11 protein-coding genes are annotated in these 14,999 nt (G+C 76.2%); 4 read left to right on the forward strand and 7 right to left on the reverse strand.

What is annotated here, in order from left to right; all coding sequences use genetic code 11:
• Positions 1-2: 2 nt before the first annotated feature.
• From ACFYVJ_RS06590 to ACFYVJ_RS06605, 4 genes are read right to left on the reverse strand one after another with little or no spacing between them, the layout of a single operon-like run.
• The gene (locus tag ACFYVJ_RS06590) at positions 3-1,223 is read right to left on the reverse strand and encodes a type III PLP-dependent enzyme (protein ID WP_388887166.1); all 1,221 of its coding nucleotides are present in this window, start codon (positions 1,221-1,223) and stop codon (positions 3-5) included.
• A complete protein-coding gene (locus ACFYVJ_RS06595) occupies positions 1,220-2,965 on the reverse strand; it encodes an IucA/IucC family protein (RefSeq protein ID WP_388887167.1) in 1,746 nt (581 codons plus the stop codon). The genes ACFYVJ_RS06590 and ACFYVJ_RS06595 overlap by 4 nt, the downstream gene beginning before the upstream one ends.
• On the reverse strand, positions 2,965-4,851 hold the full coding sequence (locus ACFYVJ_RS06600; RefSeq protein WP_388887368.1) for an IucA/IucC family protein: 1,887 nt from the start codon (positions 4,849-4,851) through the stop codon (positions 2,965-2,967). The genes ACFYVJ_RS06595 and ACFYVJ_RS06600 overlap by 1 nt, the downstream gene beginning before the upstream one ends.
• 29 nt (positions 4,852-4,880) lie before the next feature.
• On the reverse strand, positions 4,881-6,062 hold the full coding sequence (locus ACFYVJ_RS06605; RefSeq protein ID WP_388887169.1) for an acetyl-CoA carboxylase biotin carboxylase subunit family protein: 1,182 nt from the start codon (positions 6,060-6,062) through the stop codon (positions 4,881-4,883).
• Positions 6,063-6,362: 300 nt separating this feature from the next.
• Here ACFYVJ_RS06605 and ACFYVJ_RS06610 point away from each other — a divergent pair, with 300 nt between their 5' ends.
• On the forward strand, positions 6,363-7,643 hold the full coding sequence (locus tag ACFYVJ_RS06610) for an MFS transporter (protein WP_388887170.1): 1,281 nt from the start codon (positions 6,363-6,365) through the stop codon (positions 7,641-7,643).
• Positions 7,644-7,667: 24 nt separating this feature from the next.
• Here ACFYVJ_RS06610 and ACFYVJ_RS06615 read toward each other — a convergent pair whose 3' ends face one another.
• The 3 genes from ACFYVJ_RS06615 to ACFYVJ_RS06625 all read right to left on the reverse strand — a co-directional run bounded on the left by ACFYVJ_RS06615 (position 7,668) and on the right by ACFYVJ_RS06625 (position 10,207).
• On the reverse strand, positions 7,668-8,702 hold the full coding sequence (locus tag ACFYVJ_RS06615) for a P1 family peptidase (RefSeq protein ID WP_388887172.1): 1,035 nt from the start codon (positions 8,700-8,702) through the stop codon (positions 7,668-7,670).
• A 418-nt stretch (positions 8,703-9,120) separates the two neighbouring features.
• Positions 9,121-9,738 (reverse strand): hypothetical protein, encoded by a 618-nt coding sequence (locus ACFYVJ_RS06620; RefSeq protein ID WP_388887173.1) that lies wholly within the window; start codon positions 9,736-9,738, stop codon positions 9,121-9,123.
• Positions 9,739-9,775: 37 nt separating this feature from the next.
• Positions 9,776-10,207 (reverse strand): hypothetical protein, encoded by a 432-nt coding sequence (locus ACFYVJ_RS06625; RefSeq protein ID WP_388887174.1) that lies wholly within the window; start codon positions 10,205-10,207, stop codon positions 9,776-9,778.
• A 192-nt stretch (positions 10,208-10,399) separates the two neighbouring features.
• Here ACFYVJ_RS06625 and ACFYVJ_RS06630 point away from each other — a divergent pair, with 192 nt between their 5' ends.
• The 3 genes from ACFYVJ_RS06630 to ACFYVJ_RS06640 all read left to right on the forward strand — a co-directional run bounded on the left by ACFYVJ_RS06630 (position 10,400) and on the right by ACFYVJ_RS06640 (position 14,836).
• Positions 10,400-11,623 carry a sensor histidine kinase gene (locus ACFYVJ_RS06630; RefSeq protein WP_388887176.1) on the forward strand — a complete coding sequence of 408 codons (1,224 nt, stop codon included), beginning with the start codon at positions 10,400-10,402 and terminating at the stop codon, positions 11,621-11,623.
• Positions 11,620-12,222: a DNA-binding response regulator gene (locus ACFYVJ_RS06635; protein ID WP_101420051.1), complete on the forward strand. Its 603-nt coding sequence runs from the start codon at positions 11,620-11,622 to the stop codon at positions 12,220-12,222. Before ACFYVJ_RS06630 ends, ACFYVJ_RS06635 begins: the two co-directional genes overlap by 4 nt.
• Before the next feature lie 298 nt (positions 12,223-12,520).
• Entirely contained in the window at positions 12,521-14,836 is a 2,316-nt protein-coding gene (locus ACFYVJ_RS06640; protein ID WP_388887178.1) for a glycosyl hydrolase family 18 protein, read from the forward strand.
• The last annotated feature ends 163 nt before the right edge of the window (positions 14,837-14,999 follow it).

The following is a 14,999-nucleotide window of genomic DNA, read 5'->3' on the forward strand; positions in this document are numbered from 1 at the left end:
CCTCACCCCGGTCCGTCGAGGAAGTGGAAGCCGGGGTGCGGGTGCATGAGGAAGCCGTGGTGCGAGATGTTCCAGGCGTACGCGCCCGCCAGCGAGAACACCACCAGGTCCCCGGCGCGCAGCCCCGCCGCCGCGACGCCCCTCGCCAGCACGTCCTTCGGCGTGCACAACTGCCCGGCGACCGTGACCTCCGCCCCGTGCGCCGCCGGGCGCGGCCAGGGGTGCGGCCACGGGCGGGGCGAGGGGTGGACGGTGCAGGGCTGGTCGTGGCCCTTCGTCGCCGGGGTGCGCAGATGGTGGGTGCCGCCGCGGACCACGGCGAACTCCTCGCCGTGGCTGCGCTTGACGTCCAGCACCTCGGTCGCGTACCAGCCGCAGTACGCGGTCAGCGCCCGCCCCGGCTCGACGCGCAGCGTCAGCCCCGGGTGCGCCGCGGCCAGCTCCGCGAGGCCGCTGCCGTACGCGCGCCAGTCGAACCGCCCCTCCGGCTCCGCGTAGTCGACGGCCATGCCGCCGCCCACGTTGACCTCCAGACCGTCCGCGCCGGGTCCGGCCCGCCCGGCGAGCCGCAGCGCCCCGGCCACCACCGAGCGCGCCACGCCGAGCAGCCGCGGCGCGTCCAGCCCGCTGGCCAGGTGGGCGTGCACGCCGCGCAGCCGCAGCCCCGGGTACGCACCCCCGGCGAGCAGCCGAGCGGCCTCGCGGGCATCGGCGGGATCCAGGCCGAAGGGGGACGGGCGGCCGCCCATGGCCAGCGCGCTGCCCGCCAGCGAGCCGTCGGCGACGGGCAGGTTGACGCGCAGCAGGACGTCCATGCCCGCGCCCGGCGCGGCGTCCGCGGTCTGCGCGCCGAGCACGCGCAGCTCGTGCAGGCTCTCGACGTGCACGCGGTGCACCCCCGCCGCGCGGGCGGCGGCCAACTCGTCAGGCGTCTTGCCGGGCGCGCCGAAGGCGAGGCGGCGGCCGGGCACGGCGGCGGCGACGTGGGCGAGTTCGCCGCCGGAGGAGACCTCGTAGCCGTCGACGTACGGCGCGAGGGCGGCCAGGACCGCCGGCTCCGGGTTGGCCTTGGCGGCGTAGTACAGCTCGACGGGCGCCGGGAGGGAGGCGCGTACGGCGGCCGCGTGGGTGCGCAGGGCCGCCAGGTCGTAGACGTACGCGGGCAGTTCCCCCGGCGCGAGGGCGCCGAGGCGGGCCAGCACGGCGGGGGTCGGGGCGGTCACCGGTGGCTCCGGCGGGGCGGGTCGGGGGCAGGGTCGGCGAGCGGGTTCGGCAGGTCGACGTAGCCGGCTTCGCGGTCCGCGCGGCGGCCCCAGCGGGTCAGCAGGTTGGCCTTGGCGGGCAGCGGCGCCCCGCCGAGCAGGGCGCGCAGCCGGGGCGGGTCGCCGAGGTCGCGGGCGCAGTCCAGCAGCACGGCGCGTACCCGCCCCCACAGCGCGGCCTCGGCCCGCGGGTGCAGGTCGGCGAGCGCGGCGAGCATGTCGGCGACGTGGTTGACCAGCAGGCAGTACAGCACCCGGTGCCAGCCGCGGCTCTCGTCGTACGTCATCGGCCCCGCCACCTCCGCCGGCAGCGCCGCGAGGGCGCCTGCGTGCCGGCCGGGGAGCAGCTTGGTGCCCTCCAGGTCGCGGAAGACCACCTGCGCCGGCATCCCCTCGGCGTCGACGCACAGCAGCACGTTCTGCAGGTGCGGCTCCAGCACCACGCCGTGCTCGAAGTAGGCCGCGAGGACGGGCGGGACGAGCAGTTCCAGATACGCGGACCACCAGTCGAGGGCGGTCTGCGGGGCGGCGGCGGGCGGCAGCCGGGAGAGGTGCGCGGGGCCCGTCGGGTACTCGTCGGCGACGGCGGCGGCGAGCAGCGGGGTGACGCCGGGGCGCAGCACACCCGGCAGCCCGTCGCGGACGATCACCCCGAAGCCTTCGAGGAGCGCCAGGTCCGGCGCGCCGCCGGGTCCCGGCAGCGCCAGGCTGCGGTAGGCCGGTTCGCGGAGCAGGGCGGCGGCGGGGTGACGGGCGGCGAGGGCGTCGAGGACGGGGTGCAGCAGCCGCGTCAGGGCTACCGCGCCGGACAGCTCGTAACGGGAGTTCTTGCGCACGCAGTTGGTGATGCGCACGTTGAGGCTGAACTTCAGGAAGCCGTCGCCGGTGTGCAGCGTGCGCACGGAGGCGGTGGGGGTGCACGGCGGGCCGCCGGTGCCGAGGTCGAGCACGTCGCCTCGGTCCAGGGCGGCGCGCAGCGCCGGGTGACCGGCGAGGAGTTCGTGCTGCCAGGGGTGGACGGGCAGCAGCCGGTAGCCGTCCGGGACCGGGTGGAGCCGGTCGAGCGGGGCGGCGGCGCCGGGCCGCGCGGTCTCCTCGGCGGTCAGGTGGGCCCGTACCGCGAGGTGGCGCAGCGGGAAGGCGGCGCCGGCCTCGGGGGCGTACGCGGACCAGGCGGCCGTGCCGCCGCCGCGGGCCTTCGGCGTGGGGTGGAAGCGGTGGCCGAGCGGGAGCGACTGCTCGGAGTCCAGATACGCGGCGAGCGGCCCGGCGCCGGCCGCCGGCGCGGGCCGTTCGCGTACGGCCGCCAGGGCATCGGCCGTCCCGCGGTGGCTGGCGGCGACCTGCTCCGGGAACTCGTCGTTGGGCACGCCCGTACGCGCCGACAGCTCGTCCTGCACCAGCTCGGCCAGCCGCCGCCAGCCGGCCTCCGCCCACTCGCCGTCGCGCCGCTCGGCGACCGGCCCGCGGAAGCGGTGCGCGCCCAGCAGCGAGGTGCGGCGCACCCCCACGCGCAGCAGCACGCCCCGGCGGGACAGCCGCAGCAGCAGCCGGCCGCCGTCGACGGTGGCCTGCCCCTCGGGGCCGCAGACCTCCCGCAGCAGGCAGTTGAGCAGGGTGTGCGCCACGGCCTCGTCGGCTGTCGGCAGGCCGGCGGGGGAGGTCGTCGCGGGCGCGGTGGCGGGTGAGGCGGTAAGGGGCATCAACGGTTCCAGCCGGTGGACGGGTACGGGACGGTGCCGGGCCGCGGCCCGGGGGCGGCGGCGCGGAGGTAGTTCGGTCCAGTGGTGTAGTGCTTGTTGATGTCGGCCGCTCCCGAGCGCTCCTTGGACAGCAGCGTCCCGGCGGTGACCATCGCCTTCACCGGCAGGTGCCGGGCGGTCAGCACGTGCGCGCGCAGCACGGCGCCCGGCTCGCCGGGTCCGGTGCCGAGCCGGGCGACGGCCTCGGCGAGGCGGTCGCGTACGAGGGCGAGCAGCGCCGCGAGCGGGGCGCGGCCGTGCCGGGCGAGGCCGAACGCGTAGGCCCCGGCGCACAGATGGACGGTGATCGTGGCGAACACGTCGGCCACGGGGCCGTCGCCGTCGCACAGCGTGCGGGGGTCGGCGAAGTCGCCGGGGCCGGGCGCGCCGGGCCCGAGGGCGGCGCGCAGCCGGGCGTGGTGGATGCGCGGGCCGTCGTCGTCCTTGAACAGCAGCCGTACGCGCGGGCGTCCGGTCGCGGTGCCGGCGGGCGGGTCGAGGACGAGCGAGACGTTCTGCTGGTGCGACTCCAGCGCGATGCCGTAGCCGAAGAGCGTGGTCTGGAAGTCGAAGAGGAGGGTGAGGAGGTCGTCCAGCAGGGCGAGGGGGTCGCCGCCGTACCAGCGGTCGGCGAGGTGGTCGACGACGAGGCGGCCGCCGGGGGCGGGGGCCGGCAGGGCGGCGAGCGGGACGACGAGGGATCCGTCGAGCCCGGCGGGCTGGCGGCGGCAGAGCGCGGCGAGGAGGTCGTGTCCCGCGTGCGCGTAGGCGGTCTCGTCGGCGTGCAGCACGGTGTCGCGGAAGCGCGGCTCGCGCCGGACGACGGCCGCCAGCAGCCGCTGGACGGTCGCCCCGTCGGCGAGGGTGGCGGGCTTGACGGTGCGCCGGTTGCGCAGGCCGAGGGTGGCGGTGGCCAGCGGCAGCTTGAGGTGCAGCCGGGGGTCGGCGGCCGAGGCGACGGTACGCATCGAGAGCGTCGGCACCACGTCGAGGTACGGATCGGGGGCGAGCGCCGCCCGTTCGGCCAGGCCGGTGGCGCGCAGCGCGCCCTCCAGCGGGCCGCCGAGGGTCAGCGGGTGGACGGGCAGGGCGAGATGGCTGCGGTCGAGCGCGGCCGGCAGGCCGAGGGCGGAGGGGGCGGGCCAGACGGCGGGCGGATCCGGCGCGGCGGGGTCGAGGGCGCCGCGCAGGGTGAGGGCGTCGTACGGCAGGGCGAGCCAGCGCAGGGCGAAGCGGGGGTGGAACTCGGGGGCGCAGGCGCGCAGTTCCGCCTCGCCGAGGCCGGCGCGCCCCCGTGAGGCGGGGTAGACGGGGTGGTCGACGCGGGCGGCGAGCGTGTCGTACGCGAGGGTGCCGGCGTGCCCGGTCCAGCGCGCCGGTTCTGCCCCGTACCGCGCGGTGAGCGCCGCGGCCGTCGCGTCCCGGGTGGCGCTGTGCAGCCGCGCCGCGGCCAGCGCCTGCCGGCACTCCGCGGCGAAGCGGGCGAAGCCGCCGCGGTCGTCGGGCTCCGCGCGGCCTGCCAGGGCGGCGAGGACGGCGTCGAGCCCGGTGATCTCGGCGGTCCCGCCGGCGCTCTCGCGGAGCAGCAGCGGCAGGCGGGCGCCGTACGTGCCCTGGAAGCCGTCCGGCGCGACGGGCAGCAGCAGCGCGCCGGGTCCCCCGGGGTCCGCGAGGCGCAGCCAGCGCCCGTCCGCCCGGTCGTGCGCCGTCGTACGGGTGCGCAGCCCGGCGGCGTCCTCGCGCAGCAGCGCGCTCAGCACCCGCAGCGTCAGCTCCGTCTCCTCGGCGTCGACCTCTCCCGGGGAGTCGACCTCTCCCGGGGAGTCCACCTCGCCCGCGGAGTCCATCTCGCCCGCGGAGTCCGGCCCGGCCCCGGTCACGGCGTGATCTCCCAGCGCTGCGCGGCCAGGAAGTCCGCCACCGCCCGGTCCACCCGCTCCTGGTCGGTGCCGATGCCGTGGGCCACGCCGAGGAAGTCGCGGTTGGTGCGGTGCAGTTCGTGCCGCTCGCCCACCGCGCGCAGCGGCCGGTACGTCAGCTCCACCCCGTCGACCACCAGGTCCGCGGGGCCCGGCGCGGCCGTCAGCGTCCCGGCGGCGTCCGCACACGGGTAGGACAGCCGGGCCCGCCCGTCGGTCCGCACCCCCAGGTCCGCGGGGAGCGGCTCGCCCAGGTGCGTGCGGAGGATGTGCGCGAAGAGCGGGATGCCGAGCAGCCGGGCGAGCAGCAGGTCGCACTGGTCGCCGATGGCGCGGTAGTTGACCTCCACGAGCCGCGCCCGGCCCCCGCTCACCACGAACTCGGTGTGGCAGGCGCCGAATCCGACGCCCAGCGCGTCGAGCTGTCCGAGCACCTGGGCCGTGACGGGGCCGGGGTGCGCGGGCACGTAGGACATGCGCTCCTCGACGAAGTACGGCGGCGGCGACAGCTCGGTGTGGAAGCCGCCGAGGAGGTGGCGTACGCGGCCGTCGCCCAGCGTCTCCAGCGTGCACAGCTCGCCCTCCAGGAACTCCTCCACCACCAGCGCCTCGCCGGGCCGCCGCGCCCGGATCTCCGCGCACCGCCGCACCAGTTCCGCCGCGTCGGCCGCCAGCACCACGTCCTCGCTGGCGACGCCCTCCCGCGGCTTGACCACGCAGGGGTACGGCACGTCCAGCGCCGCCGGGTCCGCCCCGGCGGGCAGCTCCGCCGCCCGTACCGGATCGGCGCCCGCGGCGGCGAGCCGGCGGCGCATCTCGGCCTTGTCCTTGGTGGCGTGGGCGGCCCGCCAGCTCTTGGCGGGCAGCCCGAAGTAGTCGGCGGCGAGCGCGGCCTGCGTCTGCAGGTGGTCGCTGTTGGTGAACACCGCGTCCGGCCGGTGGTGGGCGGAGATACGGGCGATCACGGCGCGGAAGTCGCGTACGTCGCAGCCGAGGGTCTCCGGCTCGGGGGCGCGCAGCCGGTGGGCGGCGGGCTGGTCGGTGAGCACGGTGACGTCGAGGCCGAGGCGGCGTGCGGCGGGGAGGAAGCCGTCCGTGACCGAGTCGGTGGGGTTGCGCGCCAGCAGATATACCCGCACGGAATCCTGACCTGACACCTTCCTGGATGCACCCGCCACCGGCGGCAGAGGTAAGGCTTACCTTACTCTGTCGATCACCCGCCTGTGCACGGGGCGGGAAAACCGGCCGGGCCCGCGCCGCCCCGGCGCCGAGGGGCCGCGCGGCGCCCGCCGGAGTCCACGTACCGAAATGGGTTTGAGCCCGCGGCGGGGTCGGAACGACACTGCGGGAGGAGCCGTGCCGCGACACGGTCCCCCCGCTATGCCCGCACGGCCGTCGCCCCGGCGCTGACGAGTCACCGTTTCGAAAGAGAGCCCCCGATGGCCACCGCCTCGCGCCGCCGGCGCCTGTCGCTGTCCCTGATGTTCCTCATACCAGGGCTTTCGCTCTCGTCGTGGGTGACGCGCACCCCGGACGTGCGCGACGAGCTGGGGGCGTCCACGGCGGAGATGGGCCTGATCCTCTTCGGCCTGTCCGTGGGCTCCACCATCGGCATCGCCAGCTCGGGGGTGCTGGTAGCCCGGATGGGCACCCGGCCGGTGATCGGCGGCGGCACGGTGCTGATCGCGCTCGGGGTCGCGGGGGTGGGGACGGGGGCGTTCGCCTCGTCGGCGGCCCTCGTGACCGCCGGGCTCTTCGTCTTCGGCCTCGGCGGCGGCTCAGGCGAGGTGGCGCTGAACGTGGAGGGGGCGGAGGTCGAGCGGCTGCTCGGCAGGTCCGTGATGACGGCGCTGCACGGCTTCTTCAGCCTCGGCACCGTGCTCGGCGCGAGCCTCGGCATGCTGGCCACGGCCGCCGGCTTCCCCGTGCAGTGGCATCTGGTCATCATGTCCGGCGTCGCGCTCGCCGTCTTCCTCGCCGCCTTCGGCGACGTACCGGGCGGCGTCGGCAAGCGGACGGCCACCGCCGCGGAGGCGGACGCCGCCGAGGAGAGCGAGGGCGAGACCGGCGGCCGGCCGCTGTGGAAGGACACCCGGCTGCTGCTCATCGGCGCGGTCGTCCTGGCCATGGCACTCGCCGAGGGCGCGGCCACCGACTGGCTGCCGCTGCTGATGGTCGACGGCCACGGCCTCGACGCCGCGCTGGGCTCCCTGGTGTACGTGGGCTTCGCCACCGCCATGACCGTCGGCCGCTTCTGCGGCGGCTTCTTCATCGACCGCTTCGGGCGGTATCTCGTGATCCGCACCAGCGCGATCTCGGCGGCCCTCGGGCTGGTCGTGGTGATCTTCGTCGACCATCCGGTGGCCGCCGGCGCCGCGGTCCTCTTCTGGGGTCTCGGCGCCTCGCTGGGCTTCCCGGTCGCTATCTCCGCCGCCGGCGACTCCGGTCCGAACCCCACGGCCCGGGTGAGCATGGTGGCGATGATCGCGTACGCGGCCTTCCTGGTCGGCCCGCCGGGACTCGGCTTCCTGGGCGACCACTACGGGCTGCGCTCCGCGATGATCGCCGTCCTCGCGCTGGTCGCCACGGCGATCTTCCTCGCCCCCGCGGTCGGCGAGCGCCGTCCGGCGGTGGCGGACGTCAAGAACGACCCCGGCACCGCCCCGCGGCCCGCCTCCGCACCGGCGGACGACGCGGCCTGCGCAGACCGCGACCGCTGAGACGCCGGCGTCCCGGCCCGGCGTTCAGCGCCGGCCGAGCAGCCGGAGCAGCCGGCCGGCCGGCAGGGCGTACCGGGTGCGGCCCGCCGGACCCGTCGTCGTGGTGGCGGCGAGCAGGGAGTTGAGCACCGCCTCCTCGACGGCGTCCATGACCCCCTCGAAGAGCGGGTCGAGACCGGCGTCCGCCGGCGGCGGCTCGCCCGGCCGTACGCCGAAGGCGATCGCGTAGTCGCCGCTTCCGTGCCCGTACGCCGCGCCCGTCCTGGCCAGCGCGAAGACCGCCCGCCGCGCCACCCGGGTCAACTGCCGGGCGTCCAGCGGCGCGTCGGTGGCCGCGACGACCATGCACGAGCCCGCCTCGGGCGCGGCGCCGGGCCCTGGGACACCGAGGTCGGCGGGGGTGACCGTACGGCCGAGGACGCGCAGCGTGCCGCCGAAGTTCGCCTGGACGAGGACGCCGACGCACGCACCCCGTCCGTCGATGTCCACCATCCGCGAGGCCGTGCCCACGCCCGCCTTGAAGCCCAGAGCCGCCACCCCCGTGCCCGCGCCCGTGCACCCCTCCGCGACCGGGCCGCCGGCCGCCGCGTCGAGCGCGGCGCGCACGTGCTCCTCCCGCACCGGCCGGGCACGGATGTCCGACAGCACGCCGTCGTTGCACTCGCCGACGACCGGGTTGAGGCTCGTCACCTCCGCGCACGCCGGCCGCTCCAGCATCCAGCCGACGAGCGCGTCGGCCGCCCGGAACGCCGACAGCGTCGAGGTGAGGAGCACCGGCGTCTCCAGCGCGCCCAGCTCCGCGAGCTGCGTGCTGCCGATCAGCTTGCCGTACCCGTTCCCGGCGAACACCCCGGCGGGCAGCGGCGCCCCCGGGTGCACGTCACCGGGCACGATCGCGGTGACGCCGCTGTGCAGCAGCGGGGGTTCGCGCAGCGTCACCTGGCCCACGCGCACGCCCGGCACGTCGGTGATCGCTCCGTGGGGACCGGCCGGGAGCCTGCCCGCCACCAGCCCCAGGTCGCGGGCGCGGCGCCCGGCGGGCGCGGCGAGTTCGTCCATGAAGCCGCAGGCTACGCCCTCGTCGCCGGCGACGTGGCCGGGTGCCGGACGTGGGCTGCGCCGCCGCCGACCGCGCGGCTGCCGTCCGGCGTCACCGCCGACCTGCCGATGTTCCGTGTACGCGCCGCTCTCGCCGGGCGGCTTCACGGCGCCGGGCGCCGGACGCGCGGCAGCGCGTCGCCGCCTCCGGTGATCACGTGGCGCCCGTCCGGCGTCATCGCCGGCGACCGGATCCCGCCACCCTGCCACGCCGTACTCCCCTCCGCGGGCACCGCCGGATCACCGGAGGCCGCGACGGACCACCGCGGTCCGCTCGCCGGCGTCCCAGGCTGACACGCATGCCCGGGGACCCCTCCCGTGGCCGTACGCGGACATCCCGGACCCGGCGGCGGGGCGCCGCGCCGCCGGGCCCGTACCGTCAGTGGGCGAAGAGCAGTTCGGCGGCGATCACCACGTCCACGACCCCGCACCCCTCGGCGAAGGTGGGGGAGACGATCCCGTCGAGCCTGCGCATCCGCAGGTGGACGAAGTCCCACACGCCGTGGAAGAGCCAGCCCGCCGCCACCAGATACCGCCCCAGGTCCGGGTCCACCGCGAGCCCTGCCACCGCGAGCCCGCAGAAGAGCACCGCGCCCGCGCCCTGCAGTCCGAAGACGGCCCCGCCGTGCGGCGTGCCGCGGACGGCGCCCCACAGCAGCAGGCCCGCCGCGGCCGCCACCAGCACGGCCGACGGCGCCACGAGCCCCGTCGTGCGCAGCGCGACCATCACCGCGGCGCCCGCGCCGAGGGCGGGCCAGGTCCAGCGCGGCCGGCCCGCCTGGGTGACGATCAGGTAGAGCAGCGGCAGCAGGGGCAGCGCCTCGCCGAAGGCGTCGACCGCGCCGCCCGGGTCGCCGTCGCCGCCGGCGAACAGGCCGGGCACGGTCAGCGCGAGCGCCAGCGCCGTCGGCCAGCGGCGCAGCAGCGCCCGCGCGGGGCCGGTCCCGGCGGGGGCGCCCTCATCGGCGGGGGGCTTCGGGTACGTCGTCAGGGACATGGGAACTCCTCGGTACGCAAGGGGGATCGGGCGGGGCTCACGCGCCGTACTCGGCGCGGCGGCGCAGCATGACCAGCAGCATCAGCGGCAGCATCGCCAGGTGCTCCAGCACCGGCAGCGAGTCCGGCGGCACCGCGCCCAGCCACAGCAGCGGGAACAGCACGGCCGCGGGCAGGAACATCGCGCCGCACATCTCGGCCGTGCTCCGCGCGCCGTGGCCGCGGTGGCGCATCCACAGCGCCATGCCCGCCGACATGCCGAACGCCATCTCCAGGCTCGCCAGTTCGGGGTGGCGCTCCGCGGACAGTTCGAGGCCGGCGAGCGCCAGCCCGCCGCGGACCAGCGCGCCGAACACGAGCATGCCGGCGGCCATGGCCACCACCATCTCCACGTAGTGGCGCGCGAAGTGCCACCAGCCGTGGCCCTGTTGCGCCGCGGGCCGGGCCGCGGTCTCGGCGGGTGTCTGCACGGCGGTCTCCTTCCGGATACGGGGCCGGGGTATCCCGGCGCCGTTCCAGACTCGCGCGGCGGCCCGCCCGCCAGTAGTGCCGAAGCCGCACGTCCGGGCGTGCCGCCGTCACGTCCGCGCATGACATCTGTCATGCGGCTACGGGCCGTACGGCACAGGTCGCGGGCGCGCCGCTGCTGCGACAATGTCGGCGTGCGCGACGGGGAGAGCGAACGCGGGACCGGGCTGACCGGCTTCCGCCGGTACACATGGTGGGCGGTGCCGGGCACCGCCGTGCTGTGCCTGCTGCCGCTGTACGGCGGCTGGCTGCTGGACGGCGACGTGCCGGTGTGGGCCCGCGCCCCGGCCGTGGCGGCGCTCGCCGTCGCGGCGGTGGCCAGCGCGGTGCTGCTCAGCGCCCGGCTGGCGCCGCAGGACAAGGACGGCGCGGGTCCCGTACGCCCGCCGCGCGGCTGGCTGTTCGCCGACCTCGCCGCCACCGTCGTGCTCGCCGCCCTGCCGCTGCTGCGGCAGAACTACGGGCTGTGGGGCCTCGCCCCCGCGATCGCGGTGGCGATCGGCGCCACGTATCTGACCGGCCGCCGCCGGCTGGCGTTCGCCGGTGGGGCCGTCGCGCTGGCGACGCTGCCGGGGGGCAGCGTCGCCCTCGCCACCGGGGACGGGGAGTTCGTGTACGCCGCGCTCTTCCCCGCGGGGCTGGTCGCGTTCAGCGTCTGGATGCTCCTCGGGCCGCTGTGGGCCTGGGACGTCGCGGGCCGGCTGGACCGGGCGCGGCGGCTGGAGGCGGAGGTCGCGGTGAAGGACGAGCGGCTGCGGTTCGCCGCCGACCTGCACGACATCCAGGGGCACCACCTCCAGGTCATCGCGCTCAAGAGCGAGCTGGCCGCCCGGCTCGCCGAGCGCGACGCGGCCCGCGCCGCCGCCGAGATGCGCGACGTACGGCAGTTGGCCGCGGACGCGCTGCGCGACACCCGCGCCGTGGTGCACGGCTACCGCAGCACCACGCTCGACGACGAGATCGCCAACGCCACCCGGGTGCTCGCCGCGGCCGACATCGACGCCCGGATGTCGCTCGACCCGGCGGCGGTCGGCGCCGGCCGCGCCGCGCCCGCGCGCCATCTGCTGGGCCTGGTCGTACGGGAGGCCACCACCAACGTGCTCCGGCACAGCAGCGCCAGGCGCGCCGAGGTCGACTACCGGCTGGCCGGCGGCCTGGCGCGGCTGCGGTTCAGCAACGACGGCGCCGGCGCGCCGGAACCGTCCGCCGCCGCCCGGCCGGCCGGCTCCGGCTCCGGCCTGCCCGGCCTCGCCGAGCGGCTGCGCGCCGCAGGCGGCGAGCTGACCTGGGCCCGCGACGGCGACCGCTTCGAGGTCGTCGCCTCGCTGCCGGGCCCGGTGAACGGCGCCGCCCGGTGATCCGGCTGCTCCTCGCCGACGACGAGGACCTCCTCAGAAGCGCGCTCGCCGCGCTGCTCGCGCTGGAGGACGACCTCGACGTGGTCGCCGAGGCGGCCACCGCCACCGACGCGGTGCTGCGCGCCCGTGAGCACCGCCCCGACATCGCCGTGCTCGACCTGGAGATGCCGCCCACCGACGGGCTCACGGCCGCCGAGGAGATCCGCGCCGAACTGCCCACCCAGGTCGTCATCGTCACCCGGCACGCCCGGCCCGCCGTGCTGCGCCGCGCGCTGGCGGCGGGGGTCCGCGGCTTCGTGCCCAAGACGACCCCCGCGGCGCGGCTCGCGGAGATCGTCCGGGACGTCGCCGCCGGCCGCCGCTACGTCGACCCGGACATCGCCGCCGCCGCGCTGACCGAGGACGACTGCCCGCTCAGCGACCGGGAGCTGGAGGTGCTGCGCGCGGCCCGTACCGGCGCCTCGGTCGCGGAGATCGCGGCCGAGGTGCACCTGGCGCCCGGGACCGTACGTAACTACCTCTCCGCCGCGATGGCCAAGCTCGGCGCGAACTCGCGGCACGCCGCCGCGCACCGGGCCTGGCAGCAGGGCTGGATCTGAGCCGGTCCTGATCCGGGCGGGGCGCCGACGGCCCCTGTCCGGAAGCGAGTCGGGCCGTGCATGGGTCAAGGGACGGTAAAATTTAGGGGGATTGGTCCAGTCCTTTCCGGTGCGCCGGAGCGTGGTGGAGTCGTCCGGCCGCCCGGATTGGTACGGTCCGGCGCTCCTGCGGCCCACATTGACATGTCCGCGACCCAGGGTTGTCTTAGAGGTCTATACCGCACGATTCGCGTCCGACCACCCGAGCACGCGAACTCCCGCCGCGCGGGTGGACGCCGTCTTCCCCACAAGGAGAGCCGTGTCCGTGCAGAGAGCCGCACCCTTACGCCTCAGATCGTTCCCCGTGTCCCGGCGCCTGCTCGCTGTCCTCGCCGTGCTGGCGCTGGCGCTCACCGGGCTCACCACGCTCGCCCCGCCGGCCAGCGCCCAGGCCGGGCTGACCGCGACGTTCAGCAGCTCCGGCAGCGGCTCGTCGTGGACGGGCAAGTTCGTGGTGGCCAACGCCGGCACCGCCGCGGTGGAGAACTGGTCGCTGGAGTTCGACCTCCCGGCCGGGGTGTCGATCAGCAACCACACCCACGGCACCGCGCAGGTCGCCGGCCGGCACGTCACCGTCACGCCCGCGTACTACAACGCCCGCGTCCCGGCCGGCCGCAACACCGAGCCGTACAGCTACACCTTCACCGGCAGCGGCCCGATGACCGCGCCCACCGGCTGCCTGATCAACGGCGACAAGTGCGACGGCAGCCCGGCCGTTCCCCCGCAGGCACCGGGCGGCGTCAGCGTCGCCGACACCACCGCCCGTACCGTGACGCTGAAGTGGAACGCGGCGGCGCAGGGCGACTTCCCCGTGACCTCGTACGAGGTCCTGCGCGGCGGCGCCGTCGTGGCGGCCAGCGCCACCACCCAGGCCACCGTCCGCGACCTGGCCCCCGCCACCTCCTACCAGTTCACCGTCCGGGCCAAGGACTCCCGCGGCAACGAGGGCCCGCCCAGCGCCCCCGTGACCGCGACGACCGTGGACCCGGCGACCGACACCGTGCCGCCCACGGCGCCGCCCAACCTCCGCGCCACGGCCGTGACGTCCAGCACCGTGGCGCTCAGGTGGGACGCGGCGACCGACGACAAGCGCGTCGCCGCGTACGACGTCTACCGCGGCTCCGCGCTGGTCGCCAGCGTGCCCGCGGACACCCTGACCACCACGCTGACCGGGCTGACGCCCGCGACGCAGTACGCCTTCACGGTCAGGGCCCGCGACGCGGCCGACAACCCCTCGCCCGCAAGCAGCACCCTGACCGTCACCACCGACGAGGCCGTCGGCCAGGGCGGCTACGCCAAGGTCGGCTACTTCGTGCAGTGGGGCATCTACGGCCGCCAGTACTTCGTGAAGGACCTCGACACCTCCGGCGCCGCCGCCAAGATGGACGTCATCAACTACGCCTTCGCCAACATCGACCCGCAGAACCTCACCTGCCTCAACGGCGTCACCAAGGGCACCACGCCGAACCCGCAGGACCCCAACCAGGGCGACGGCGCCGGCGACGCCGAGGCCGACTACGGCCGGGCCTTCCCCGCCGGCCAGTCGGTCGACGGCGTCGCCGACGACGGCTGGGGCAAGCTGCGCGGCAACTTCAACCAGCTCAAGAAGCTCAAGGCCAAGCACCCGCACCTGAAGATCCTCATCTCGCTGGGCGGCTGGACCTACTCCAAGTACTTCTCCGACGTCGCCAGGACGCCCGCCTCCCGGGAGAAGTTCGTCAAGTCCTGCATCGACATGTACATCAAGGGCGACCTGCCCGCGTACAACGGCGCCGGCGGCCCCGGCGTGGCCGCCGGCATCTTCGACGGCATCGACCTGGACTGGGAGTGGCCCGGATCGCCCGACGGCCACCCGGGCAACCACTGGTCCACCGCCGACAAGGCCAACAACACCGCGCTGATCGCCGAGTTCCGGCGGCAGCTCGACGCGCTGGGCGGCGACCACAAGCTGCTGACCGCCTTCACCCCCGCCGACCCCAAGAAGATCGACGCCGGCTGGGACCTGAAGGAGATCTTCAAGTACATGGACTTCGCCAACGTCCAGGGCTACGACTTCCACGGCTCCGGCAGCGACAACTCGTGGGAGCCCAACCGCACCGGCCACCAGGCCAACCTGTACCCGGACGCGCAGTCGCCGTACCCGAACGACTTCAGCATCGACGGCGCCGTGCAGCACTACCTGGACGCGGGCGTGAAGCCGCGCAAGCTGACCATCGGCTTCCCGTTCTACGGGCGCGGCTGGCAGCAGGTGGCCGACGGCGGCGCCAACGGCGAGTGGCAGAGCGCCAACGGGGCCGCGCCCGGCCAGTTCCAGGAGGAGGCCGGCAACCGCGGCTACGACAACCTGGTCGCCATGGTGCCCAACATGACGGTGCACCACGACACCCAGTCCGTGGCCACGTACGGGTACACGGGGGCGAACGGCCAGTGGTGGTCCTTCGACGACACCTGGGCGATCGACCAGAAGACCGCGTACATCAGACAGAAGGGGCTGCTCGGCGGGATGGTCTGGGAGATGTCAGGAGACCTGCCGAACGGCACCTTGTTCAACGCGCTGGACCGCGGGCTCCCGTAGACCGGGGAGGGGCCGTACGGTACGCCACCTGCCGTACGGACCGGCCCGGCCGCAGCCCTGCGGCCGGGCCTGCCGTCCCGCCCGCGGCGCGCCGTCCGGGCGCCGCGGGCGCCGGCGCGCCCCGGGCCGCCGGGCGATCGCGGTGGCGCACCGGCGCGTACGC

Source organism: Streptomyces sp. NPDC004134 (genome assembly GCF_042874195.1).
In the GTDB taxonomy this organism is placed as follows: domain Bacteria; phylum Actinomycetota; class Actinomycetes; order Streptomycetales; family Streptomycetaceae; genus Streptomyces.

What these genes read in the sequence shown, in the direction of transcription:
- ACFYVJ_RS06595 (WP_388887167.1), bottom strand. Translation starts at nt 2,965, where the DNA reads ATGCCCCTTACCGCCTCACCCGCCACCGCGCCCGCGACGACCTCCCCC.
- ACFYVJ_RS06600 (WP_388887368.1), bottom strand. Translation starts at nt 4,851, where the DNA reads ATGGACTCCGCGGGCGAGGTGGACTCCCCGGGAGAGGTCGACTCCCCG.
- ACFYVJ_RS06610 (WP_388887170.1), top strand. Translation starts at nt 6,363, where the DNA reads ATGGCCACCGCCTCGCGCCGCCGGCGCCTGTCGCTGTCCCTGATGTTC.
- ACFYVJ_RS06615 (WP_388887172.1), bottom strand. Translation starts at nt 8,702, where the DNA reads ATGGACGAACTCGCCGCGCCCGCCGGGCGCCGCGCCCGCGACCTGGGG.
- ACFYVJ_RS06620 (WP_388887173.1), bottom strand. Translation starts at nt 9,738, where the DNA reads ATGTCCCTGACGACGTACCCGAAGCCCCCCGCCGATGAGGGCGCCCCC.